The sequence below is a fragment of the Myxosarcina sp. GI1(2024) genome (assembly GCF_053543375.1).
The window spans coordinates 128,247-152,120 of sequence record NZ_JBKGTY010000004.1 but is presented as its reverse complement, the minus strand read 5'-3'; the positions used below and the strand labels follow the sequence as shown (position 1 = coordinate 152,120).

The window sequence follows — 23,874 nt, the reverse complement described above, 5'->3', positions numbered from 1 at the left end:
GCCTATCTGCTATGAGTTTTTACTCACTAATCCCAAAATAGGCTCAACTGGACTCGAACCAGCGACCTTTGCGATGTCAACGCAACGCTCTAACCACCTGAGCTATGAGCCTATAATCACTAAAAAAACATTATACATCATCTCAAACACTTTACTTGCGCTTCCTGGATCTCTTTGACACTGAAGCTAGAGAAAATTACTGTAAAGTAAGCATCAGAACTTGGAGCTAGCGATCGCCCAATAAAATTATTACTACTAAAACTATGGGCAGAGTCAAGCCTTAAAGTTCAAAGATCTCAGTATTCCATAGCTTGACTAAACCATGACTGAGAATAACTATGTTCAAAGAATCTGGCGAATCATTCTTTGCGCTTGAGAACCATAGCCACCGCCAAAAATATTAAAGTGGTTGAGAATATGATACAAGTTGTAAATTGTTTTGCGTTGCTGATATCCACTGTCTAATTGCCAAGTTTGGTTATAGCCGCGATAAAAAGCTGCAGGAAAACCACCAAACACTTCGGTCATGCCAAGATCTACTTCGCGATCGCCATAGTAGGTAGCAGGGTCTAAAATTACTGGCTTGCCATCACTAGTAATTGCCGCATTACCCGACCACAGATCCCCATGAACTAGAGAAGCTTCAGGTTTTCTGTCAGCTAGCTTTTCTCTAACCGCTGCGACTACTTCATTAGTATCGGGAAAACTTCCCCCTTTGCGTTTGGCTAATTTCAACTGATAGCCGATGCGATGTTCGGCAAAGAAATCCGCCCAATTATCACTCCAAGTGTTAATTTGAGGAGTAGAACCAATGGTATTATTTCTCTCCCAACCAAAGCGATCGCTGGTTCCTTTTTGGTGCATCGCTGCGAGTTGCGAACCCATCAATTCCCAGGCTTTACCATTACCACTACCTAAATCTAACCACTGCAATACCAAAAAGCAGGAGTCATTTACCGTTCCCCAACAAATTGGCTTGGGTACGGTAATAGTCTGAGTATCGTACATCTGTTGAAGTCCCACCGCTTCAGCGATAAACATCTCTAGTTGCGTAGCGCGATTGATTTTCACAAAATAGCTGCTGCCATTGCCACTAATTCGATAACTTTGATTGATGCAGCCACCGCCAACCGAACGAGTATTCTCAATTTCAAAAGGTTTTTGGGTTGCTTGAGTTATTTCTTTGGTAATTTGTTGCCACATTTTTTAACGAATATATTAGTTAAGTTCGAGAGCCAAAGGATATTTTGATAAGACTTGTTTTAAATATTTACCAGTGTAAGATTTTTCATTTGCTGCTATTGTTTCTGGCGTACCTACGGCAATAATTTCGCCGCCTTTGTCCCCACCTTCGGGACCGAGGTCGATAATCCAGTCAGCACAGCGAATTACATCGAGATTGTGTTCGATAACGATCAGAGAATTGCCTTTATCAACCAAACGCTGTAAGACATTTAATAAATGATGCACGTCATAAAACGATAGACCAGTAGTAGGTTCGTCAATTAAATAGAGAGTTTTGCCCGTAGCGCGGCGAGAAAGTTCTGAAGCTAGTTTGACTCTTTGAGCTTCTCCTCCAGAGAGAGTAGGTGCTGGCTGTCCGAGTTTAATATATCCCAAACCCACATCTACGAGAGTTTGCAAGCGACTAGCAGCACGAGGAATATTTTTAAATGTCTCTACTGCTTCTTCTACAGTCATGTTTAACACATCGGCGATCGAATAATTTTTATACTTCACCTGAAGGGTTTCTCGATTGTATCTGGCACCTTTACATACGTCGCACTGAACGTAAACATCGGGCAAAAAATTCATTTCGATGACGTTGACACCTTGTCCCCCACAGGCTTCACAGCGACCACCTTTGACGTTAAAAGAAAAGCGTCCTGCTTTATAACCTCTGGCTTTGGCTTCGACAGTTTCAGCAAAAATAGCTCGAATTGCATCGAAAACTCCCGTATAGGTAGCGGTATTAGAACGAGGAGTTCTACCGATGGGAGACTGGTCGATAGTAATTACTTTATCAATAGCATTCAAGCCGGTGACTTCTCCTAAATTTGCTGGAAAAGGCACTTTACGAGTGAGATGATGTTTTAAAGCCGGATGCAGCAGTTCGTTAACTAGGGTAGACTTGCCACTGCCCGAAACCCCAGTAATACAAACAAATTTACCTAGAGGAATTTCTACATCGATATGTTTGAGATTATTTTGATGGCAATTTTGCAAGGTTATACCTACTGCTTTACCCGTTCTCCTTTCAGAAGGAGTGGGAATAATTCTTCTTCCCGATAAATAAGCGCCAGTTAGAGATGTTTCCGCATTTAATAACTCTGCTAAACCTCCTTGAACTACAATTTCGCCGCCGTGAATTCCGGCATATGGTCCGATATCGACGATATTATCGGCATTGCGGATTGTATCTTCGTCATGTTCGACTATGATTAAGGTGTTGCCTAGATCTCTGAGCTTTTTGAGGGTAACGAGTAATTTATCATTATCTCGTTGATGCAAGCCGATACTCGGTTCGTCCAGTACGTACAGCACTCCAGTTAAACCCGCGCCAATTTGAGTCGCCAAGCGAATCCGCTGTGCTTCTCCTCCCGATAGAGTCATGGCGGCGCGGTCTAGAGTTAAGTAGTCCAAACCCACATCAATTAAAAATTGTAGTCGAGCTTTAATTTCTCTGAGAGCTAGTTGGCCAATTAATGCTTGCCGCTTGGTAAGCTGAAGATTACTAGTTCTAGTCAAACATTCTCTGATGGGTACGCTAACTAAGTCGTTAATGCGGTATTGTCCCAAGCTAACCGATAGGGATGCAGGTTTGAGGCGTTGACCCCGGCAAACTTCACAAGGAAGGTCGATCAAATACTGTTCTAATTTTTGCTTGATGGTATCGGAGTTTGATTCTTGATAGTTGCGTTCTAGCATTTTAATCGCGCCAGAATAATGACGATGATAGCCGCGCCGCGAATCGGATTCAAAGTAAATCGGCTCATCACTACCGTATAGAATAACTTGCTGTTGTTCTGGGCTCAGTTTGTCCCATCTAGTTTGAATCTCAAAGCCATAAGCTCGTCCTACCCCATAGAGTAAAGATAAATAATAACTGTTGTCTCTATCCGACCAAGGAGCGATCGCACTATAAACTGGTTGAGTGGGATCGGGTACGACTAATTCGGGTGAAAAGGTGCGCAAACTTCCCAAACCGTGACAATGAGAACAGGCACCATAAGGAGAATTGAAAGAAAATAGTCTGGGTGAGAGTTCTTCAATTACCGCACCATGTACGGGACAGGCAAAGTTTTCGGAAAAGACGATTTCTTGGGGTTTAGTAATTTCTGCAGTCTCTTGAGTTTTATCTTTATCTGTTTGCTGAGTGTCATCTAAAATTTCAACGATGGCAATACCTTCTGCCAAACGCAAACACGTTGCCAGAGAATCGGCTACGCGCTCTTGAATGTTATCTTTTTTAATCAGGCGATCGATGACCACTTCGATATCGTGCTTGTGGTTTTTATCGAGATCGATATGGTCACTTAATTGTTTGACCTCGCCATTGACGCGGACTCTAACAAAACCTTGAGCGGCGAGGCTGGATAACAACTGCTTGTGGGTACCTTTTTTACCTCGTACCACTGGCGCGAGAATCAAAAACTTGGTGCGTTCGGGTAATTCCATAATGCGATCGCTTATTTCGTCGATGGTTTGAGGCAAAATCGAGCGATCGCACTGAGGACAGTGGGGTTCTCCCGCACGACCGAATAACAGTCTTAAATAGTCATAAATTTCAGTTACCGTACCGACGGTAGAACGAGGATTGTGAGAAGTTGATTTTTGATCGATGGAAATGGCAGGACTCAAACCTTCGATGGCATCGACATCTGGTTTATCTAACTGTCCTAAAAACTGACGAGCATAGGCACTTAGAGATTCTACATAACGCCTCTGTCCCTCAGCAAATATGGTATCGAAGGCTAAAGAAGATTTTCCCGAACCCGATACTCCAGTAAAGACAATTAGCTTATTACGGGGTAATTCAAGATCGATATTTTTGAGATTGTGCTGTCTCGCACCGCGAATGCGAATGGTATTATCGTTGAGACTGCTAGTAAGATTGATTGGTTTAGTGCCGTTAGTTTGGTTGCCGTCGCTCGACTGGGACATAAAGACAGTACCTTAATATTCCTTAGTAATCTTAGCGTTTTCAGACAGTCTTGAAGCTAGAACGGGCAAGTTTTTTGGATCGGAACTTACGCCAAAGTACCAGATAGAGAACGATAATTAGAGGTAAACTCAAAGAATCAAGCTCCTAGTAATGGGCGACTCATGGTGATCGCCTGCTGCCACCGTCATCTTTATTTACAGGACTTCTTTAATTTAAAACCCCCAGAGTTAGATGTTTAAAAGATAAGATGAAATTGATGTTAACCAAGATAAGATCGCGATTACGAATAATACCAACACTGAATAGTTCGACGTTTAATAGGTCGATCCTAATTATCGCGATCGCCTTCATAAACATTTTTCTTTTTATCGCGCCAGTAGCGGCAGCGACACAAACATTTCAGTGGCAAGGTGCAAAGGGATATGTAGTTAGAGGAACCTTTGAGTATGACGAGAACGGACAACCCCAGCCTATTGCCGAAGAAGGTGCCGGTCAAACCGAACGATTACAATCTCTAACCGTTAGTTTTTACGATCCTACAAACAAACTAATTGATACTTACAAAAATGTAAACGATGGTTTGGCTAAGGGAAACTATTTTGAGTTTCATTTCGATCCGACAACTCAACAGCTAATGGGAAATATCGATCTCGGTGGGGAATTTGCTGGTGAAACTTATTTAAAAGGAACAGTTGGAAAAGAATTATCTTTAATTGAGGTCGAACCTTCTGGTGCAGAACGCATTCTCGACCGCGATTTTAGCTGAACCGCATCACCAAACCAACTAAATTTATTTGTACTATAAAAAATCGAACTAACTTTCAATCGCTGTTGTCAGCTAAAATTTTATTTTGGCTTATTGGGTTGCGTCTAAAACTAAATGATGGGGAATGCTAATGACTAAATTCGTCTTTATTACTGGAGGGGTTGTTTCGAGTATTGGTAAAGGAATTGTGGCTGCTAGCTTGGGAAGACTGCTCAAATCGAGAAATTATTCGGTTTCTATTCTCAAGCTCGATCCCTATATCAATGTCGATCCTGGTACCATGAGTCCCTATCAGCATGGAGAAGTGTTCGTTACCGATGATGGTGCCGAAACAGACCTAGATTTAGGACACTACGAACGCTTTACCGATACTTCGATGTCGCGACTCAATAGCGTTACTACCGGATCGATCTATCAAGCGGTAATTAATAAAGAACGAAGAGGGGATTATCAAGGAGGAACGGTACAAGTAATCCCTCACATTACCAATGAAATTAAAGAAAGAATTCATCGGGTAGCTAGAAATACGGGTTCCGATCTCGTAATTACCGAAATTGGCGGTACTGTCGGCGATATTGAATCCCTACCGTTTATGGAAGCAATTCGTCAGTTTCGCAAAGATGTCGGCAGAAACAATGTAATTTATATGCACGTTACCCTGATTCCCTGGATAAAAGCCGCCGGGGAAATGAAAACCAAGCCCACACAGCACTCAGTCAAAGAACTACGATCTATTGGTATTCAGCCAGATATTTTAGTTTGCCGCAGCGATCGCCCCTTAAAATCGGGAATTAAAGAAAAAATCTCCGAATTTTGCGATGTTCCAGTAGAATCGGTGGTAACTTCCCGAGATGCCAGCACGATTTACGAAGTTCCTCTGATTTTAGAACAGGAGGGATTGGCGCAGCAGGTTTTAGAATTATTACACTTAGAAGTACGACAGCCAGATTTAGCAGAATGGCGAGGTTTGGTGGAAAAAATGAATTCTCCCCGTACCCAAATTAAAGTGGCGATCGTCGGTAAATATACCCAGCTTGGGGATGCATATCTTTCGGTAGTAGAAGCTTTAGGACACGCTGCCATTACCGACGAAAACGAAGTTAACTTGCGTTGGGTTAGTGCCGAAGATATCGAAACTAACGGCGCGGAAAAATATCTTAGGGATGTCAATGGGATTATCGTTCCTGGCGGCTTTGGAATTAGAGGAGTAGATGGTAAGATTGCCGCTATCGAATATGCGCGGGTTAACCAAGTTCCTTTTTTAGGTTTGTGTTTGGGAATGCAGTGTTCGGCTATTGAATGGGCGCGTAACGTAGCCGATCTCGATAATGCTAATAGTTCCGAATTCGATCCTCAAAGCCCAAACCCAGTAATAAATATCTTACCAGAACAACAAGACGTGGTAGACCTGGGAGGAACGATGCGTTTGGGGATTTATCCCTGTCGTTTGAAAGTTGATACTCTAGCTTCTTCTCTATACAAACAAGAAGTAATTTACGAACGCCATCGTCATCGTTATGAATTTAATAATGCTTACCGTCAACTGTTGTTGGAAACAGGTTATGAGATTAGCGGTACTTCTCCTGACGGACGTTTGGTAGAAATTATCGAGTTACGGGGTCATCCTTTTTTTATTGCCACTCAATTTCATCCTGAATTTCGTTCCCGTCCTAATAATCCCCATCCTCTATTTTTAGGATTCGTTCGTACTGCACTCCAACGCCAGAATGAATCCCAAAAAAAACCGGTAATGGCAAACCACAAAACATGATAATTATTATAAATATAGTCTTTGATTCTATCTGTAGAAAGAGTTCATCAACTCTGTTTTTGCCAACACTATAAATATAAATGTAGAGTTGATGGACTCAATTTCATGACTATAACAAAACTGAAAAGATTACCTCAACCTTATATCGGTCGCCTTATTCGTCAACTACGCCGAGAAACTCATTTAACTAAAGAAGAGTTTGCCTCCTATTTTCACGCAATTATACCTACAGTAAATCGCTGGGAGAGAGAACAAACCCGTCCCTCCCCAATGGCACAAAAATTAATTTTTTCAGAGTTGGAAAAAATGGGCGATCGCGGCCGAGAACTATTAGAGCGTTATCAAAATCATGCTTTAAAATAGCCAATAAAAAATAAGAATTTATTTTAGGCAATTCTACTCAGTTTGGATTTTTTTATCTCACTAGTTCAAGAAATTCGATCGAGTTCCACTGATTTAATTATCAGTTCAATTAGGTATTTCGTGTAAGTAAAATAACTTTCAACTTTTGGCAATTCACCAAGCTATAGCCGTACAAAATTAGGTTAGGTTAGGATACATAGGTTATTGGCTCAAAAGTAGCAAGTAGCAATTTTATAATGTCCTAACTCGACCGAGTACTGCTATATTAGATTTTTTCTACATCTTCTAGAATGCTTTGAATTTCTGACCTAATAGTTTCTTCTCGCTCTTGAATAGATTTAGTGAGATTAATTTGACTGTCCAACTCTTCTTGTTTGGGACGAATAACATCGGCAAACTTTTGCAAACATTTATTTAGTTCCGTAGCCAGAGTTTCTTTTAAAGTATTAGTATAATTTTCCTGTAAGGTACGGAAATTGGTTTCCAATTCCTGTTTGGCTTTGTTACGTTCTTGAGGAATAGCATTAAAACTGAGCAAACCAAAGAAACCAGCGATCGCAAAAGCCGTAGCATCGATGGTAGCAGCACTAAATATTAGTTGTCCGCCTACTCCGGTAGCGGCGGCGGTAACTCCCAGTTTCCAAAAGCGATCTAGTCCAATTTCTGCTGCGGCTTTGATTCTCGTCGCGAGCTGTTCTACGTCTAAACTTTCAGCACTAACAGTGGGAATTTTAAAAGAATCTTCAGCAATAGTGATGGCAGTTTCTAGATCTTCTTTAGCTTCTCGTACAATTCGTTCGCGGTATTTTAAAAAAGTAGACGTAGCTTCTTTAAATATCTCTTGCAAATTTTTATCTAGCTGAATTTCTTTGATCGTTTTAGCTAATCTCTCTTCTAATAAATCTTCTTCTTTAGTAAATTTTCTTTTGATGACGGTAAAAAACGAAGTATTGCTGTCAATCAATTGACTGACACCTTGAATTAAAGCGGTAAACAAATCGTCAATATTATCTCGAAAAATACCGAATAGTAAGTTATATTCTTCCAGACGCTCTTCAATTCTTTTTGAAGTGCGATCGAATAAAGTTTTTTCGGTTTGTAATTTGTTTTGTAGTTCGAGATTTTTTTGCCGTAACTTATTCAAATATACCAGCAGTGAACTTTGAGGACCTCGCAGCTTTAACTTAACTTTTTCACTTTCAGCCAAAAATGCCAAGAGAAAGTTTTTAAACTGATCCATACCAGTTCCCGTAAGAGCGGAAATGGCAAATACAGGAGGCATTTCCGATAAAATTTCTGTTAATCCCTCATTGACGAAGTTAATAACTTCTCCTACCTGCTGTTCTTCAATCAGATCGATTTTATTAATTACTACGATTATTTTGCGATCCCAGGTACGATCGACAATGGCTAAAAATTCCTGTTCCGATCTACTTAAAGGACGTTCGATAGAAGTAACGAATAAAATAATATCTGCCTGCTGGAGATAGCTCTCGGTTAATTCTTGATGCTGCTCGATAATTGAATTAATTCCAGGACTATCGATAAATACCAATCCTCCCAAGCCTTCAGGATTGTATGATTCTATACATTTAGTCGTGGGTAAAAAACCCACAGAAGCAATTTCTTCGTTGTTGAGCTGATTGAGTAAACTAGATTTTCCCGTATTGAATTCACCACAGATAAAAATCGAAAAAGGATTGGCTAGCTGTTGTTTGAAAGCTTTAATATCGGGAGCGAATTCGGGAAAAAGTTCTTTTGCCTCCACAAAAAGAGCTTCAACTTTTTCGATAGTCTCGAGGCTGCGGTCAAAAAGTTGCTGTTGTTCGGTGGAAATCGACAGAGGCATAGATATTTTCTTCTGAATGCAAGATAATTTAAATTTTAGTATTAATCGCCGATCGGGCGAGCTTATTTATCTATTTGAGGTTAAACAAGTTTTACAAAAGGCGATCGTCCTAGGTCAGGCAACGATAGAGATAATAGCGATAGCCTGTAGCTCGATCTGGATTATTTACTCTAGGGATACATTTTTTAGCTGCAAGATCTTTACCCTCAGCAAAGTTAACCAACCACAGTTGGAAGGGATGAGGCATAGTGGCGATCGCTCGTTCTAAGGTAGCGATCGCTGTTGCACTATCTGCCGTTGCTTGATGCGCCAATAAAAACTGCGGTTGCCAGTTTAGCTGGTTCTCGTTTAGCAGTTGCTGAAATTGCCAAGCAATACTCATCATTTCCCCTGTCTGTCCGTGAGTTCGATGCAGGGTAGCAATTAAAATTGGAGTTTCCATCGCAACTTGTCGCTCAGCTTGAATAATCGCTGGTACAACGAGATCGGGACGTTCGACTTTTTGAAAGGCAAAATTAGTAACTACGGTAATTGTCCCTAATGTGGCGAGACAGAGAGTGAGTAAAACATATATTTTACTTTTGTTCGCAAATCCTCTGTATTTCAAACTTTTTTGCCACATCGTCCCCAAAATTATTGCCAAAACTAATAACACTGCGGGAAAATAAACGAACTGGAAACGAGCCGACAGAGTTAAATCTGCACCAAAAATATAGGTGATGGCTAAAATCAGAGCGATCGCGCCGAGTAAGAATCTGGTTAAGATGGTAATTCCTAACTGTAGCTGAGGGGAACTATTAGCAACTCGCAAAGCTCTCAGCCAACTAGGAATCGACCAGACGATAAAGCCTAGTAGCACAACTACCGAAATAATGGCAATGCTGTCTGATACTCCCTCTACAGGCAACAGAAACACCATCGTAATCGACCACACCAACAGTCTGAGTGGGGGTAAATAGAATTCTGCTAAAGGATTACCGTCAAATATCCAGCTAGTTAACTCATCCCCCGGTATACTGCGCCAGAGAGACACCCAGACCAAACAGCCGCTCACAGTACCGGCGATCGCCCAATAAATTCTGCGCCAATAAATAGCTAATAACTCGAGCTTGTCACTACGAAGGCGATCGCACCAGAAACAGGCTAAAACTATGGTTTCGGCTACCAAAGTCAGTCCAAAAAAATAGTGAGTAGCTACACCGAGATTATTAACTATAATCCAGGACAAGACTAGAGCGATCGCCAGAGGGCGTTTTTGCTGTAGGCGGCGTATGGCAACCACCAGACAAGATAAAGATGCGATCGCCCAGAGAATAGCTAAGGTGTAGTGACGTGCTTCTTGGGATAAATAAACTCCATAAGGAGACACCGCCATTAGTGCTGCTGCTAGTTGAGTGCAAATTAAACTACGAGACAGCAACCAACCCCAACCAAACATAGCGGGAATTGCTAGTACTCCAAAAACCGCACTCAGCATTCTTCCCCACCAGATAGAAACCAAACCAGACTCGCCAGAAAATAGCCGCAGCCACCAGTGAGTCAGTACGAAGTAAAGAGGTGGATGAGTGCTTTCGGTTAGTAGGTTGCGAACGACATCTTTAGCGTTTGTAGTTGCATCCAGTTGTAGAGGAGAAAGCAGCGTATCGAGAGAAATGATTCTATCTAAAGGAATAGTACGAAAACTGTGACCGAGACTAAATACCAGCGTCGCCCACTCGTCAGACCAAGGTGGTTTGGCTTCTAAATTGGTCAAACGCAGCACCATACCTACCAAGAGCCAAAATAGTAATAGAGATATATGGAGTAAGGATTTATTCACTAGTTCGGGCGATCGCCTCGTAGTTTGACAAAAAATTACATAAGACTCCTTAATCTACCAACCTGAGGGACTTTCTTCAAATTGCCAGCTTATCTTCTTCGTCCTAGAATCGGAATGCTAAACAGCAAAAAGCGGTAATAATTTAGCAATTATTTTCTTGTCAGATATCGTTTGAACAAAAGTCCTATAAAATACCTCGGCTTTAAATTCAACCTAATTTTCAGGTACAAAACAAAACACTGGCTAATTTTGATTTTTTCGATTCTCATAATCAGTGCAACTATTCTAATATTTTCAATAATTATTAGTAATAGAACATACGCTTATGCCGAACGTCTAGCAAACCACAACGAACTAAATAAATTAAATTATACCTGTAGTTCACCTCTTGAACGACAAGTTTTATCTGTAGTTTCGATGAGTCTAGAGTATCTAACGTAGAAAAAATCTTTATCGATTATGATGCTAGTAGCATTGGTTTAGCTGCGAGCGTAATAGAATATCCGTAAATCATTATAGAAATAGAAGTGGTGCGATTGCGATTTGCCGTTGACTTAAAATTAAAATTGGTTATTGCATTATGAACAGAATTTCTGTAAATCCTCAAATACATTTTGGTAAGCCTTGTATAACAGGAACGCGCATTACCGTACAAAGTATTTTAGAACTGATTAATGAAGGGTTATCCTTTGAAATAATCATTCGAGATTACTATCCCGATTTAGAGACCGAAGATATCAAAGCTTGTATACAATATGCTATTGCTTTAATTGCTGCTGAAGATATCAACTTTGTATCTGCTTAACTGTGAAATTTTTACTCGACCAAGATGTTTATGGTGTTACAGTTAAGTTTTTAAACGAATGTGGTTACGATTTTATTCGCGTTATCGATCTAGATCTTGCCAGAGCTAGTGACGAAGAAATACTTAGGGTAGCTCAGAAGCAAAATAGAATCTTAATTACACGGGATAGAGATTACGGAAATTTAGTTTTTGTCAAATCCTTGGGTTCGGGCGTGATTTATCTGCGGATGTTACCCGCTAATATAAATGCGGTTCATGCCGAACTGATAAGAGTTTTAGAGACCTATTCCGAACAAGATTTATCCAAAGCGTTCGTTGTAGTTGAGTTTAATGGACATCGAATAAGAAGATCGCCTGTTTGAATTTTTTGTTATTCAATTTGTATCTATGACCGTTTTTCCATGTATAAAGTGGCGATCGCCCTTAAACTCGACAACAATTTATCATAATATCGCGATCGACTTGCCTAACTTTTGAACGATGAAAAGTGGGGCGATCGACTATGTAATTAAAACAGAATCCAATTTAATTAAATGAGGTTCTTCATTAGATGTGTTCGTTTGACCAACCCCCAGAGCCGTATTTGTTAGGGAAACTATGGAGTAACCTCTGATTGATTCAAATATATTTAATGAACGACTAGTTACTATGTCTCAACAATTACCATCAAAGCAGTTACAGTATGCTTGGGGTCAGTTTTCTTCTCGTCAAGCGGCAGAGACGACCAAACAAAAGCTAGAAATAGCAGGCATACCCCCAAAGCAAATTACTTTAGAAACTGAGAACCAGAAAATTCCCGTACGCATTGAAGATACTCAAGCTTTAGCCAATGCTAGAAGTGGCGCAATCGCTGGAGGATTATTGGGTGCACTTAATTGGCTTTTTTCTCAGTTTAGTTACCGCAGGATTTTTTCAAGTTGGTTTCGCTGCTTTTAATAATTTTGATGCCCTAAATTTTCTCGCTCCGTTATTGGGTGGTGTTGTGGGTGCAGTAGGAATTAGTCTAATTTCTGCCTTGGGTGGAGTCAACGTTCCCCAGTCAGATAAGTCCCCAAACCAGAGTAATGACACTTCCGACAAGTTCCGAGAAGTCTACTTAATTGAAGTAGAAGGAACTGCAGACCAAATGTCTCAGGCAAAAGAAATTATTCACCAAGAGGGAGGTAAGGTAGGCGAAGAAAGTAGAAGGTAAAAACATAGAGTTCCACAATCGATCGCAAATAGGAGGTTGTAATGACTAAAGTAGCAATTAATGGCTTAGGTAGAATTGGCAGAGCCGCATTAAAAATTATTCTCGATACGCCAGAACTAGAATTAGTTGCCCTTAACGATCTGGTTCCACCGGACAATTTGGTTTATTTACTTAAATACGATACTGTTTATGGCAAATACCCCAAAATAGTCGAAAGTAGCAGCGATGCCATAATTATTGAGGGACGAAAATATCATTACTTTCAGGAAAAAGATCCTCAACAACTCCCTTGGCAAGATTTAGGTATAGATCTGGTGTTTGAATGTACTGGGGTATTTCGCAAACAAGAAGACTTGCAAAAACATCTCAAAGCAGGAGCGAAAAAAGTCATTCTTTCAGCACCAGCTAAAAGTGAAGGAATTGAAGTTGTCGTTCCTGGGGTTAGCGAAGATTCGGCTAATGAAGATGGCTCTCTAATTTCTTGTGCTAGCTGTACGACTAACTGCATCGCGCCAGTTATGGAAATTATGAATCGCAGAATTGGCGTGAAAAAAGCGATCATGACTACTATTCATGCCTACACTAGTACTCAGGGATTGGTAGACCAACCCAGCAAGAAAATTAGAAGGGGACGGGCGGCAGCAGCTAACCTAGTGCCTACTACTACTGGCGCCGCGATCGCCACGACTAAAGTGCTTCCAGAATTAGAGAATAAATTTGATGGGGTAGCGGTTAGATCTCCAGTCCCCGTGGGCTCGATCTCCGATATTATTTTGGTTACAGAACGGGAAACCAATGTGGAGCAAATCAACCAAATTTTTCGCGAAGAAGCAGAAACGGAAAGATATCAGGGAATTGTAGGTACTTCCGATGACCAGATCGTCTCTTCCGACATCGTGGGAGATGCTCATGCTTCGATTATCGATTTAACTATGACTCAGGTAGTGGATGGAGATTTAGTTAAAGTCATGAGTTGGTACGACAATGAATGGGGCTATGCCAGTCAGATGATTCGTGAAGCTTTGAAATAACTAGTATTAGCGATCGCGAAGCGGATGCCAGAGGCTTATCGCGCTAATCCAAATGCGATCGCCAAACTAAGCAAACTGTAGCGGGTAAGGCACTGCCCTACCCATAATTTATGCCCCGAATTTTTGCAGTCGCCCGGCATGAGCCAAGGCTAACCCCATTAAGTGAGTACCCGGACGAGTGCCTAGAGAACCATGAATACAGGCATATTCATCAAAGCTGTCTACGGCATCAGCTTTGGCAGTAGCAGCAGCAAGCATTACGGGAACTGGATGCCAGCTATGTTCCCCCATAATTGCAGGAGTAGAATGATCGGCAGTTACAATTAAAACCTCTGGCTTGAGAGCGGTTACTTGAGGCAGCAAGTTATCTACAGTCTCAATTAACTCGACTTTGTGGTCGAAATCGGCATCTTCTCCATAGCTATCGGTTTTTTTAATGTGAAGAAAGTAAAAGTCATAGTCATCGCCATAGCAGTCTGTTAGGGCTTGAAAACGCTTTTTAATACCCCCCGGAGGAGCTAAGACTTTCATACCTAACAGGCGACTAACGCCGCGATACATCGGATAATCGGCGATACAAACACCATCGAGCTTGAAGCGATTGCTCAGACTGGGTAGGGGATGATACTTTTCGAAACCCCTCAGTAGGATCGTATTGGCTGGTTCTTCATCAGCGAGAACTTCGCGAACGCGAGCGACAAAAGTACTTACTAAGTGCGCTGTAAGTTGAGCGGCTTCGGAACCCGCTTGAGGTTGTCGGGGTTCGACTCCAGTACGCTGAGGGTCGGTATCGGGCAAATCTCCGCTCAATCCTTCTCCTCTCAGCACCAGTACGGCCCGATGTTCGCTGACGGTTTCAAAGAAAAATTCGCCGTCAAAATCTAGCTCGACTTTATCGCGAATTTTTTGACAGAGCCGTTGGTTGAGTTCGGTAGGGATTCTTCCCGCACGGCGATCGCTCACTTTTCCCGTTTCATCTACCGTAGCAAAGTTGGCACGAGCAGCTACATCTCCTTCTTGCAGTTGGAAATCAATACCTAAAGAAGAGAGGACGCCTCTACCCAGACTGTATCTCAGGGGATGGTATCCAAAAAGAGTTAAATGACCAGGTCCACTACCGGGAGTGATACCAGGACCGACGATTTCTAGTAAACCACAGCTAGATTTTTTGGCTAAGGCATCTAGATTAGGAGTTCGTGCCACCTGTAATTCAGTGCCGCCTCGGTTGGGATCGGGCAAACCACCCACACCATCGAGAACTAGGTAAACGATTTTACCTCCTCTGGGTATAGCTAGTTTTTCCCAGATTTCGCTGATATCTAATGGTATGGTCATAAATAATTTGGCTGATAGGAAAAATGTACTGAGTCGATCGAGAAACTGCTACTCAGTATTTAGTAAACAAACACCGAGTCGCGATCGCATCTATCTCAGGCTGGAAATCTGTTCGCTTGTCATCAGGCGGTAGGGAAGTAGAAAGACTTTTAGGTAAGAGGTAATCTTAAAGATTAGAGCTTATATTATCGAGTCCACTTCTCAACGAGCTCGGACAATTTTTGCATATCCACAGGTTTGCTTAAGTAGTCATCCATACCAGCAGCCAAACATTTTTGGCGATCGCCTTCCATCGCATGAGCGGTTAAGCCGATAATTACTGTATGACACTCTGAATTTGATTCGGATTGTCTTAACATTTGGGTAGCTCGATAGCCATCCAGTACTGGCATTTGACAGTCCATTAACACGAGATCGTATTCTTTTTTTGCCAGCTCATCTAATGCTTCTCTACCATTAGCGACAGAGCTAGCTTGGTAACCCATTCCTTGTAGCATAAAGATTAACAGATCGCGATTATCGGGGTAATCCTCGACAACTAATATAGAAATTTCTCTAACAGGTTCGGCAGTCATTGCTTCTGCATCAGCAGTCGTAGGTAATTCGGAATTATCTTGCTGGGAACCGACTTCTAAGGGAACCGTAAACCAAAAAGTCGAACCTCGACCGATAGTGCTTTCCAAACCAATTTTGCCTCCCATTAACTCGACAATACGCCGACAGATAGTCAATCCCAACCCCGTACCTCCATACTGGCGAGTTGATGAGTTATCGGCTTGAGTAAAAGGTTTGAACAATTGTTCTTGGTCTTCGGCGGCAATACCAATTCCCGTATCCTTAACCCTAAAACGAAGAGTTATAGTATCTCCTGGTTCTGCTGTCGAGTGCTCAGAAGAATCGACTAGTACTGCCACTCGACCACTGGAGGTAAATTTTAGGGCATTACCGATGAGATTGCTCGACACTTGGTGGAGACGAAATTCATCGCCAATTAGATGTAACGGTACATTAGAAGCAATATTGGTAATTAACTCGATACCCTTGGCTTCAGCCTGGGGTAAAAAAGAGTCGAGCAGATTTTGCAAGACTGTCTGAATTGAAAATTCCTCAGAGTTGAGCTTTAGTTGTTTGGCTTCGATTTTAGAAAGGTCGAGAATGTCATCGATTAGGGTTAATAACCTTTTGCCGTTAGAGTTTAAAGTCTCCAAGAGACGACGCTGGTCTGAATTGAGTTCGGTCCGGTCGAGCAACTGGCTAACGCTGAGAATAGCATTCATGGGAGTGCGAATTTCATGACTCATGTTCGCCAAAAAATCGCTTTTTGCCTGATTGGCAGAGTCAGCAGCCTGAGCAACGGCGATCGCTTCTTCCAAGGCGCGGTTTTGGCGCATTAGTTCGGCTTCAATTTCTTTGCGATCGCTAATATCCATTATCGTCCCATAGAGTTTAATCGGTTTAGTACGAGGAGTATCTTGGCAGACTCCTCGACCGATACTATTGAGATAGCTTATCTTCCCGTCGGGACGTTGATAGCGAACGTCTATGTTATAAGAAGTACATCTAGATAGTAACTCCTCGAATTCCTGGCGAATTGCCCGGCGGTCTTCTGGTGGATGTCGCTTGATTAGTTCGCTAAAAGTAGGTACTGGCTGCTGGGGATCTAAACCATAAATCTCAAATAATTCTGCCGACCAGACTGCCCTAGCTGAATCTAGTTGGAAGTCTTCGCCCACCTCCATTTCCCAATTGCCTAAATTAGCTAGTCGCTGTGCCTCTAGTAACTTGGTTTTACTATCTCTTAAAGCTTCTTCTACTTGTTTGCGTTCGGTAATTTCCATTACTACCGACCCTACCCCCCGTTTACCATCGAGCAGATCGACGGGATAATAGCTGGCGTTCCAACAGCGTTCTGTGTTTGGGTCTGCGGCAATGCTGCCACAAATTTCTACGTTACAAATCGGTCGCTCGGTTTCGATAACTCGGCGTAAGTTTGGCTCGATGAGATCGGCTAGATCTGGGACTATTTCTCTGGTAGTTTTACCAATATGTTCTTCAATAGAGTGAACGTTGATATCGGCTAGTGCCTGATTGATTCGCAGGTATTTTAACTCTGAGTCTTGAAGGCTCAAGCCAGCGGGACTAGTAGCGTATAAGTTTTCGAGTAGGGAATTGGTTTGATGCAGTTGTTCTTCAACCTGCTTCAATTCTGAGATTTTGATAAAGGTAACCACTACGCCATCGTTGCGTCCATTTTCCTTTAGATAGACATTGACCCGCATTAATAATGTCTCGCTCGTTCGAGTAATCGTTACCTCTTGCTGATATGGCTCTTGGCGCTCGATAACCTGATGCAAAGTTTCTGTAAGATTAGGATAGTTTAAATTATTAGTTAGATCGGCTATGGAACGACCGATATCTTTAGATTTAATATTAATTGCTTCAGTTGCCGCAGGAGTGAACTTGCGAATATTAAGTTCGCTGTCTAAAAATACAACCCCGATATCGGTGCTGCGGAGTAAGTTGTCAATATCATTATTTAGCTGGGTTAGTTCGTCGATTTTATTTTGATGTTCGGCATTGACCGTGTATAGTTCTTCGTTGACCGACTGTAGTTCTTCGTTGGTACTTTGTAACTCTTCATTGGAGGCTAACAGTTCTTCATTAGTTGCCTGCTGTTCTTCATTGGTGGTTTCTAGCTCTTCAATAGTAATCTGCAGGTTTTCCCTCGTTTGTTGCAATTCGTACTCTAGTTCGGTAAGCTGTTGAGCTGCTTCTTCATCTACTTCAAATCGTCTGGTTGAAGCCGACGATCCGGTGGGTTCTTCTATTTCTAAGACGACAATTAGATAATCTTCTAAAGCAGTATCGTCTGCCTTAAATCCAATACGCAAACTAACAGTGAGTTCTTCTGAGTCGCGCTCGATTTTAATTCCCGTATAAAGTACTGACTGGTGATCGCGTTTGGTACGATGGAGAGCGGTAGAAAGTGGTAGTTTCAAACTAGGATGAACTATCTCGGTAACGTCTAATACTGCCTCCCCAATAGGAAATTCTAATAGCTGCGCCGCATTATAAAAAACCCGTAATAATTGATTGTCGCGATCGACCAGCAAACAGGTTATCTTGCGATCGCTCAGACAGTATTTAAATACTTCTTTTAAGAGCCGCTCTAGCCTAGCGTTTTTAGATTTGTTACGAGTTACAGATTGAATTGGAATGACTACAGTGCGTCGAGCGAGCTGACCTAGAGAAAGAGATATATCTCGCCGTTTGCGAAATACTTTCCATTTCGATTCGAGACAGACAAACTCATCGCTTAAATCTCCCAAAGTTTCCGAACTGCCTAAAAATAAAATTCCTTGTGGAGCGAGGGCAAAGTGTAGTAGGCGCAGTACCTGCTGCTGTAGCTGAGGCTGCATATAGATCAGTACGTTACGGCAACTAACCAGATTCATTTGAGAAAATCCGGCATTTTTGGTCAGGTTATGGGGAGCGACAATCAACATCTCCCGTAAAAACCGCTTGACCTGAAACCGATTGCCATTATAGGTAAAGTATCTTTTCAAACGTTCGGGGGAAATATCGTTGCTAATAGCTTCGGGATAAATTCCTTTAGCGGTAACTTCTAAGGCATTGGTATCGAGATCGGTGGCAAAAATTTTTACCTTGATGGATTTATCGACCTTGGCGATCGCTTCATCCACTAGCATTGCCATCGAATAAGCTTCTTCACCAGTAGCACAGGCTGTGACCCAAATCCTCAGTTGTTCCTGCGGCTCGATCTTGGCAATTATTTTGGGCAGTATCCGAGATTCTAAAAATTCCCAGGCTTCTCGATCGCGAAAGAATTGAGTTGCGCCAATCAGCAGATCTTGGCGTAGTAGTTTTTGCTCTTCTGGAGAAGTTTCTAGTAATTCAATATATTTTTCAAGCTTTTGAGTTCGGGTTAAGGCGCAGCGGTGGTGGATGCGACGGCAGAGCGTACTAATTTTGTAATGGGAAAAGTCAATGTCTTCTCGTTCGGCAAGAATATTTAAAATTTGCTGTAGCCGTTCTGTGTCGATTAAAACTGCTTCTTCTGGCGAAGCTTCGGGAAAATTCTCTGAGTAGCGAATCAGTTCGTATACTGTTTCGGCAAGTTCTTGAGGAGAAAGAATTTCATCTACCGAACCAGAGGGGATAGCACTACTAGGCATACTGGTAAACTGAGCACTTTCTGGCGACTGTACCAGTCCGATACCGCCTGCACTACTAATTGCCTGGATTCCCTGGGTGCCGTCGCTACCGGTCCCTGAAAGCACGATAGCGATAATCTTTTCTCCCCATTCTTTGACTAAAGACTGAAAAAATTTATCAATGGGATAATCGAAAGAATCTGGGGATTCGATTAAATGTAAACGACGATTTCTTAAGATTAAATGTTTTCTGGGCGGTAAAACGTAAACTCGACTCGGTTCGATCTCTACTTCATCTTCTATGGTACTGACGCGCATCGAGGTTTTGCGCTGTAGGATTTCGCTCATCATGCTTTCAAAATTTGGCGAGAGATGCTGTACCACCACAAAAGCAGCGTTAGGATTGTCGGGTAAATTGCTAAAAAAAGACTCTAACGCTTGTACTCCTCCTGCTGAAGCACCGATGGCAACGATAAAAAAGTTATTTCTTTGTGAAGCAGATTCACTCATAATAACGAGAGCTAAATTTGCCCTAAAACTCTTTTGTCTTTGAGTTACTTCACTGAAGAATAACTCAAAACCTGTCAGAGCGTATCGAACAAAAACTACTGAGATCTTACTTAATTTTATTCTTTATATTCGTGGTATTTATGGAAACTCAAATTAAAATCTGAGCATCCCTATCTAAAATTAGATTTTACAAACTAACTCCCCGAAGTGCGATCGCTCGCCCGTAAGTTGGGTTAAGCGTAAGCGAAACCCAAAATTCACTTATCATTCCATCCCAATTTTATTATCTGTAATGATGGGTGCGATCGCTCTTTTTAAATTGGAATGGTAGAGCGACCGTCTTGTAATTAACTCTCAACTTGAGATTTAGCTAATTTAATTAAATAAAAGGACTTTTATTAATTGATAGATAAGCTTTAAATTTTATGGAAAAAATTTGGCTTCAGCGATCGCCTTGGCATTGAATTACGTAATATGCGATCGCCATAACTTTGGCAATACTACTCTACAAACTAACTCCCCGAAGCTCACTACGAGGATTTTCACTGCGTATGGCGCGAATTTTTTCGTAGTATTCTCGTTCTTGGCTGCTAATTTGTTGTGGCGTAGCGATAATAATTTTGACTAGCTGATCGCTTCTTCCGCCTTTAGGTAAAGACCAGCCTTTACCTCTCAAGCGCAGAGTTTGACCTGATTGAATTCCGTCGGGAATTTTCATCGTTACCGTACCATCAGGGGTAGGTACGTCGATCAATGCACCTAAAACCGCTTCATCTGGAGCAATGGGCACTTCGCAGACGAGATTATCTCCCTCAAACTCGTAGAAAGAGTGGGGTTGTAATTCTACATTGAGATACAAATCTCCTCTTCGTTGAGTGTAGGAATTAATCTGTCCTTTGCCCTTGAGACGGATACGGCTCCCTGGTTTGACTCCAGGGGGAATACGAATTTCTACAGTTTCGCTACCAAGATTGAGACGCTTGGTGGTTCCTCGAAACGCTTCGCCAAAACTCAGAGTAATATTAGCTTCGCTATGAACGGGAACGGTGCGAGCTCTAGGGTTGCTAAAGTCGCTAAAATCCCGCACATTACTATAGGCAGTTCTCGCATTTTTATTGCCAGTAGTCTGATATGAATAGCTGCGGCTACTAGTGCCTTCTGGAGTTGAAAAACGTCCTAACAATTCGTTGATAAATTCTTCGAAGTTACCGTACTTACTAAAATCGAAGCCATTGACATCTACTCCCGTTGCGGTTCTGCTTCCCGACCATCCTGAGGTTCCCGTCCGCTCTGCTTGCTGCCAGTACTGACCGAAGCGATCGTACTTAGTTCGTTTTTCCTCATCAGAGAGGACTTCATAGGCTTCGCTAATTTCTTTGAATTTGGTTTCTGCTTCTCGATCGCCAGGATTGCGATCGGGATGATATTTTAAAGCTAGTTGGCGAAACTTTTTTTTAATTTCATCACCACTAGCTGTTTTACTTACCCCCAAAATAGCGTAGTAGTCCTTAAATTCAGCAGAAGGCATTTAAAGCGTTCTCCTTACGGTTTTAATTGATGTCTAATTGTTCGGTCTAAAAAAAATTGGTCTTGCCAATCTCAAGTTAAATAAATTTTTTCCTGGGTTCATTTTAATCTAATTTAATTTTTCCAAATTCGTGAGCGACCTCGGCAAATAGCTCGACCATTATCTAGAAGGGAGTTTGACAGTTAATCCCAGCAATCTCTGTTTTGCTAATTCAACTTGGTGATTAAGTAAGATAAAAGGCATGGTAATCATTACCATACCTCAGAAAAACGGCTGTTTTGGCTTTGATTCAGCTTTATTTGGCCAAATATGTTTTTCTTTCAAACTAATAACGGTGAAGTAAACTGTTTACCGTCCAAAAATCTAGTTTAAATTACCGTACCGTCGGTAATCGTGGCATTTTTTAAAATGACTACTATGCCGCCACGAATATAAAAACCTTCATCTTCCTTTTGTGATTCTTCTACGCGATCTTTATTAACGATTTGCACCTTCTGTCCGATCCGAGCATTTTTATCGACGATCGCTTTACGAACTGTCGAGTTAGCCCCAATTCCTACGGGAATGCGCCCATTTTTCAATCCTGATTCGCGTTCGGGCAAAGATTCGTAAAAATCGGCACCCAAAATCAAAGTATCTTCAATGGTACAGTTGGCTTCTACACGAGAACGAAGTCCAACTACAGAATGATTGATGCGACAGTCTTTCAGAATACATCCTTCAGCAATCATCGATTCTGTGATACTACAATTTAAAAGCTTGGTTGGAGGTAAGTAGCGAGAACGAGTATATATCGGAGCTCGTTCTTCAAAAAAGCTAAAAGGTGGTTTGGGTTGCCTGGTCAAAGCTAAATTTGCTTCATAAAAAGATTCGATAGTTCCGATATCTTCCCAATATCCTTTAAATAAGTAGGCTTGAACTCTATGGTCTTTAGATGCATTGGGAATAACTTCCTTACCAAAATCAGTTTGTTCGAGATTTTTTTCTAATAATCGAATCAAAACATCTTTCTTAAATACATAGATTCCCATAGATGCAATATAGGGACTTTGTTTGGCTTGGTCGGCATTGAGTCCCAAAACGGTAGTATCTACCTGCATTTGCTTTAGAGCTTCGCCTTTAGGTTTTTCCGAAAAATCGATGATTCTTCCTTCGCCATCTATTTTCATCAAACCAAAACTAGAGGCTCTTTTTCCATCAATTGGCACTACAGAAAGAGTGATATCAGCATTAGTTTGACGATGGTGTTCGATAAACTTAGCGTAGTTCATCCGATAGAGATGGTCTCCCGAAAGAATCAGACATTCGTCTACATCATCCCACTCGCGAATTATATTGAGATACTGGCGAACCGCATCGGCAGTACCTTGAAACCATCCTGCATTATCTTTAGTTTGCTGTGCGGATAGTACTTCTACAAATCCTTCTCTAAATCCAGAAAAATTATAGCTGCGATTTAGATGGCGATTGAGAGAAGCAGAGTTGAACTGAGTTAAAACGTAGATTTTGACGATGTCTGAATTGATACAGTTACTAATCGGGATGTCAATTAAACGATATTTACCGGCTAGTGGTACTGCTGGCTTTGCCCTTAGTTTAGTTAGGGGATATAAACGAGTACCTGCGCCGCCTCCGAGAATAATTCCTAATACTTGTTTCACTTAATAAAACCTCGCAACTGGCTTTGCCTCTCCAAGTCAAGTTTATCTGACTGGGGGACAGATTCGATAATCAGTTACTATTTATTTATCTGAGCCAAAATCTCTTCAAGAGCGATCTAGTTTGGTAGTGCTAAAGATGTAATGAAGCATTATAGTAATGCACGAAGTGCCAGATAGCACCTAGATGATTCTCTAATGATTTGGAAAATGATAGGGTTTTTCCCACTAATCGAGATACTCTTTGTCTAAGAGTATTGTTAAACCGTTCAATATAACTTGTTCTTCCTGTTTCTTTTCCCACTGCTTGATGGGGTTGTTGAGGAAATACCGTCTCATAAGCTGCCCAAAAATCAGACGATAGACAGGAGGTAGCGAATTCCACAGTTCTGGCGCTGCTTGTTCGCTGCGATTGCGCTCCGCGCAGTGGCAAAGCCAATCGCCAATTGTTACCCCAACGATTTCACGAGTTTTGGAATCCAAAGCTAACCAGACCCATTGTTTATTTCCTTGATGGTCTACAAATGACACGGGGCTTTCAAGGTGCGGAACCTGTGTCCGCACACAGCCCCTCCACATTGCATCACACTGCTTCGTCAATTTCCCCTTTTTTTGGGTGTGACTTTTATTTCTCTGGGAACTAGAGCATATTTATTTATGGTTAACATAGGTTTGAAGCCACTTTTCTGACACTTCAACTGCTCGTGCAATACCTGCCAAAGAAATTCTTTCTAATCAGAGCCTGTCAATCAACTCCCGTTTCTCTTGATTAACGACGATTTTTTGCGGTTTCTCTACAAATTGACGATGACATTGATTACATCTAAACCTTTGTTTTCCGTTGTGAATCCGACCATTTTTGACAATTTTCTCAGAATGGCAGCTTGGACAAGTAGGCTTTGCTCTC

The 23,874-nt window shown here is 41.7% G+C and carries 16 protein-coding genes, 1 tRNA gene and 1 pseudogene; 8 read left to right on the top strand and 10 right to left on the bottom strand.

Going from position 1 to position 23,874, the window contains the following annotated elements; translation table 11 throughout:
• Nucleotides 1-38: 38 nt before the first annotated feature.
• From ACLFKQ_RS18165 to uvrA, 3 genes are all read right to left on the bottom strand, one after another.
• A tRNA-Val gene (locus ACLFKQ_RS18165) sits at nucleotides 39-112 on the bottom strand.
• A 230-nt stretch (nucleotides 113-342) separates the two neighbouring features.
• Nucleotides 343-1,203: a fructosamine kinase family protein gene (locus ACLFKQ_RS18160; protein WP_449001184.1), complete on the bottom strand. Its 861-nt coding sequence runs from the start codon at nucleotides 1,201-1,203 to the stop codon at nucleotides 343-345.
• Between the two features lie 15 nt (nucleotides 1,204-1,218).
• Complete coding sequence (gene uvrA / locus ACLFKQ_RS18155) at nucleotides 1,219-4,164, bottom strand: excinuclease ABC subunit UvrA (protein WP_449001183.1); 2,946 nt, start codon at nucleotides 4,162-4,164, stop codon at nucleotides 1,219-1,221.
• A 257-nt stretch (nucleotides 4,165-4,421) separates the two neighbouring features.
• Here uvrA and ACLFKQ_RS18150 point away from each other — a divergent pair, with 257 nt between their 5' ends.
• The 3 genes from ACLFKQ_RS18150 to ACLFKQ_RS18140 all read left to right on the top strand — a co-directional run bounded on the left by ACLFKQ_RS18150 (nucleotide 4,422) and on the right by ACLFKQ_RS18140 (nucleotide 7,065).
• Nucleotides 4,422-4,931: a hypothetical protein gene (locus tag ACLFKQ_RS18150; RefSeq protein WP_449001182.1), complete on the top strand. Its 510-nt coding sequence runs from the start codon at nucleotides 4,422-4,424 to the stop codon at nucleotides 4,929-4,931.
• 130 nt (nucleotides 4,932-5,061) lie between these two features.
• Nucleotides 5,062-6,702, top strand: coding sequence for a CTP synthase (locus ACLFKQ_RS18145; RefSeq protein WP_449001181.1), 1,641 nt, complete (start codon nucleotides 5,062-5,064; stop codon nucleotides 6,700-6,702).
• Between the two features lie 105 nt (nucleotides 6,703-6,807).
• Nucleotides 6,808-7,065, top strand: a complete 258-nt coding sequence (locus tag ACLFKQ_RS18140; protein WP_449001180.1) for a helix-turn-helix domain-containing protein — start codon at nucleotides 6,808-6,810, stop codon at nucleotides 7,063-7,065.
• Between the two features lie 265 nt (nucleotides 7,066-7,330).
• Here the strand turns inward: ACLFKQ_RS18140 and ACLFKQ_RS18135 are convergent, their stop codons facing one another.
• Together ACLFKQ_RS18135 and ACLFKQ_RS18130 are read right to left on the bottom strand one after the other, a co-directional pair.
• Nucleotides 7,331-8,914 carry a dynamin family protein gene (locus ACLFKQ_RS18135; protein WP_449001179.1) on the bottom strand — a complete coding sequence of 528 codons (1,584 nt, stop codon included), beginning with the start codon at nucleotides 8,912-8,914 and terminating at the stop codon, nucleotides 7,331-7,333.
• A 109-nt stretch (nucleotides 8,915-9,023) separates the two neighbouring features.
• The gene (locus ACLFKQ_RS18130; protein WP_449001178.1) at nucleotides 9,024-10,733 is read right to left on the bottom strand and encodes a glycosyltransferase family 39 protein; all 1,710 of its coding nucleotides are present in this window, start codon (nucleotides 10,731-10,733) and stop codon (nucleotides 9,024-9,026) included.
• 580 nt (nucleotides 10,734-11,313) lie between these two features.
• Here ACLFKQ_RS18130 and ACLFKQ_RS18125 point away from each other — a divergent pair.
• The 5 genes from ACLFKQ_RS18125 (at nucleotide 11,314) to gap (ending at nucleotide 13,761) form a co-directional block, all read left to right on the top strand.
• Nucleotides 11,314-11,538 (top strand): DUF433 domain-containing protein, encoded by a 225-nt coding sequence (locus ACLFKQ_RS18125; protein WP_449001177.1) that lies wholly within the window; start codon nucleotides 11,314-11,316, stop codon nucleotides 11,536-11,538.
• A 2-nt stretch (nucleotides 11,539-11,540) separates the two neighbouring features.
• The gene (locus ACLFKQ_RS18120; protein WP_449001176.1) at nucleotides 11,541-11,900 is read left to right on the top strand and encodes a DUF5615 family PIN-like protein; all 360 of its coding nucleotides are present in this window, start codon (nucleotides 11,541-11,543) and stop codon (nucleotides 11,898-11,900) included.
• A 286-nt stretch (nucleotides 11,901-12,186) separates the two neighbouring features.
• Nucleotides 12,187-12,474, top strand: a complete 288-nt coding sequence (locus ACLFKQ_RS18115; protein ID WP_449001175.1) for a hypothetical protein — start codon at nucleotides 12,187-12,189, stop codon at nucleotides 12,472-12,474.
• Nucleotides 12,404-12,730 (top strand): hypothetical protein, encoded by a 327-nt coding sequence (locus ACLFKQ_RS18110; protein WP_449001174.1) that lies wholly within the window; start codon nucleotides 12,404-12,406, stop codon nucleotides 12,728-12,730. The genes ACLFKQ_RS18115 and ACLFKQ_RS18110 overlap by 71 nt, the downstream gene beginning before the upstream one ends.
• Nucleotides 12,731-12,771: 41 nt before the next feature.
• Complete coding sequence (gene gap / locus ACLFKQ_RS18105) at nucleotides 12,772-13,761, top strand: type I glyceraldehyde-3-phosphate dehydrogenase (protein ID WP_449001173.1); 990 nt, start codon at nucleotides 12,772-12,774, stop codon at nucleotides 13,759-13,761.
• A 108-nt stretch (nucleotides 13,762-13,869) separates the two neighbouring features.
• Here the strand turns inward: gap and ACLFKQ_RS18100 are convergent, their stop codons facing one another.
• The 5 genes and pseudogenes from ACLFKQ_RS18100 to ACLFKQ_RS18080 all read right to left on the bottom strand — a co-directional run.
• Nucleotides 13,870-15,096 (bottom strand): 2,3-bisphosphoglycerate-independent phosphoglycerate mutase, encoded by a 1,227-nt coding sequence (locus ACLFKQ_RS18100; protein ID WP_449001172.1) that lies wholly within the window; start codon nucleotides 15,094-15,096, stop codon nucleotides 13,870-13,872.
• A gap of 185 nt (nucleotides 15,097-15,281) precedes the next feature.
• Nucleotides 15,282-19,781 carry a chemotaxis protein CheB gene (locus ACLFKQ_RS18095; protein WP_449001171.1) on the bottom strand — a complete coding sequence of 1,500 codons (4,500 nt, stop codon included), beginning with the start codon at nucleotides 19,779-19,781 and terminating at the stop codon, nucleotides 15,282-15,284.
• Between the two features lie 505 nt (nucleotides 19,782-20,286).
• Nucleotides 20,287-21,309 carry a DnaJ C-terminal domain-containing protein gene (locus tag ACLFKQ_RS18090; RefSeq protein WP_449001170.1) on the bottom strand — a complete coding sequence of 341 codons (1,023 nt, stop codon included), beginning with the start codon at nucleotides 21,307-21,309 and terminating at the stop codon, nucleotides 20,287-20,289.
• Nucleotides 21,310-21,677: 368 nt separating this feature from the next.
• The gene (locus tag ACLFKQ_RS18085) at nucleotides 21,678-22,970 is read right to left on the bottom strand and encodes a glucose-1-phosphate adenylyltransferase (protein WP_449001169.1); all 1,293 of its coding nucleotides are present in this window, start codon (nucleotides 22,968-22,970) and stop codon (nucleotides 21,678-21,680) included.
• Between the two features lie 130 nt (nucleotides 22,971-23,100).
• Nucleotides 23,101-23,874, bottom strand: a pseudogene (locus tag ACLFKQ_RS18080) (IS1 family transposase); the annotation flags it as partial.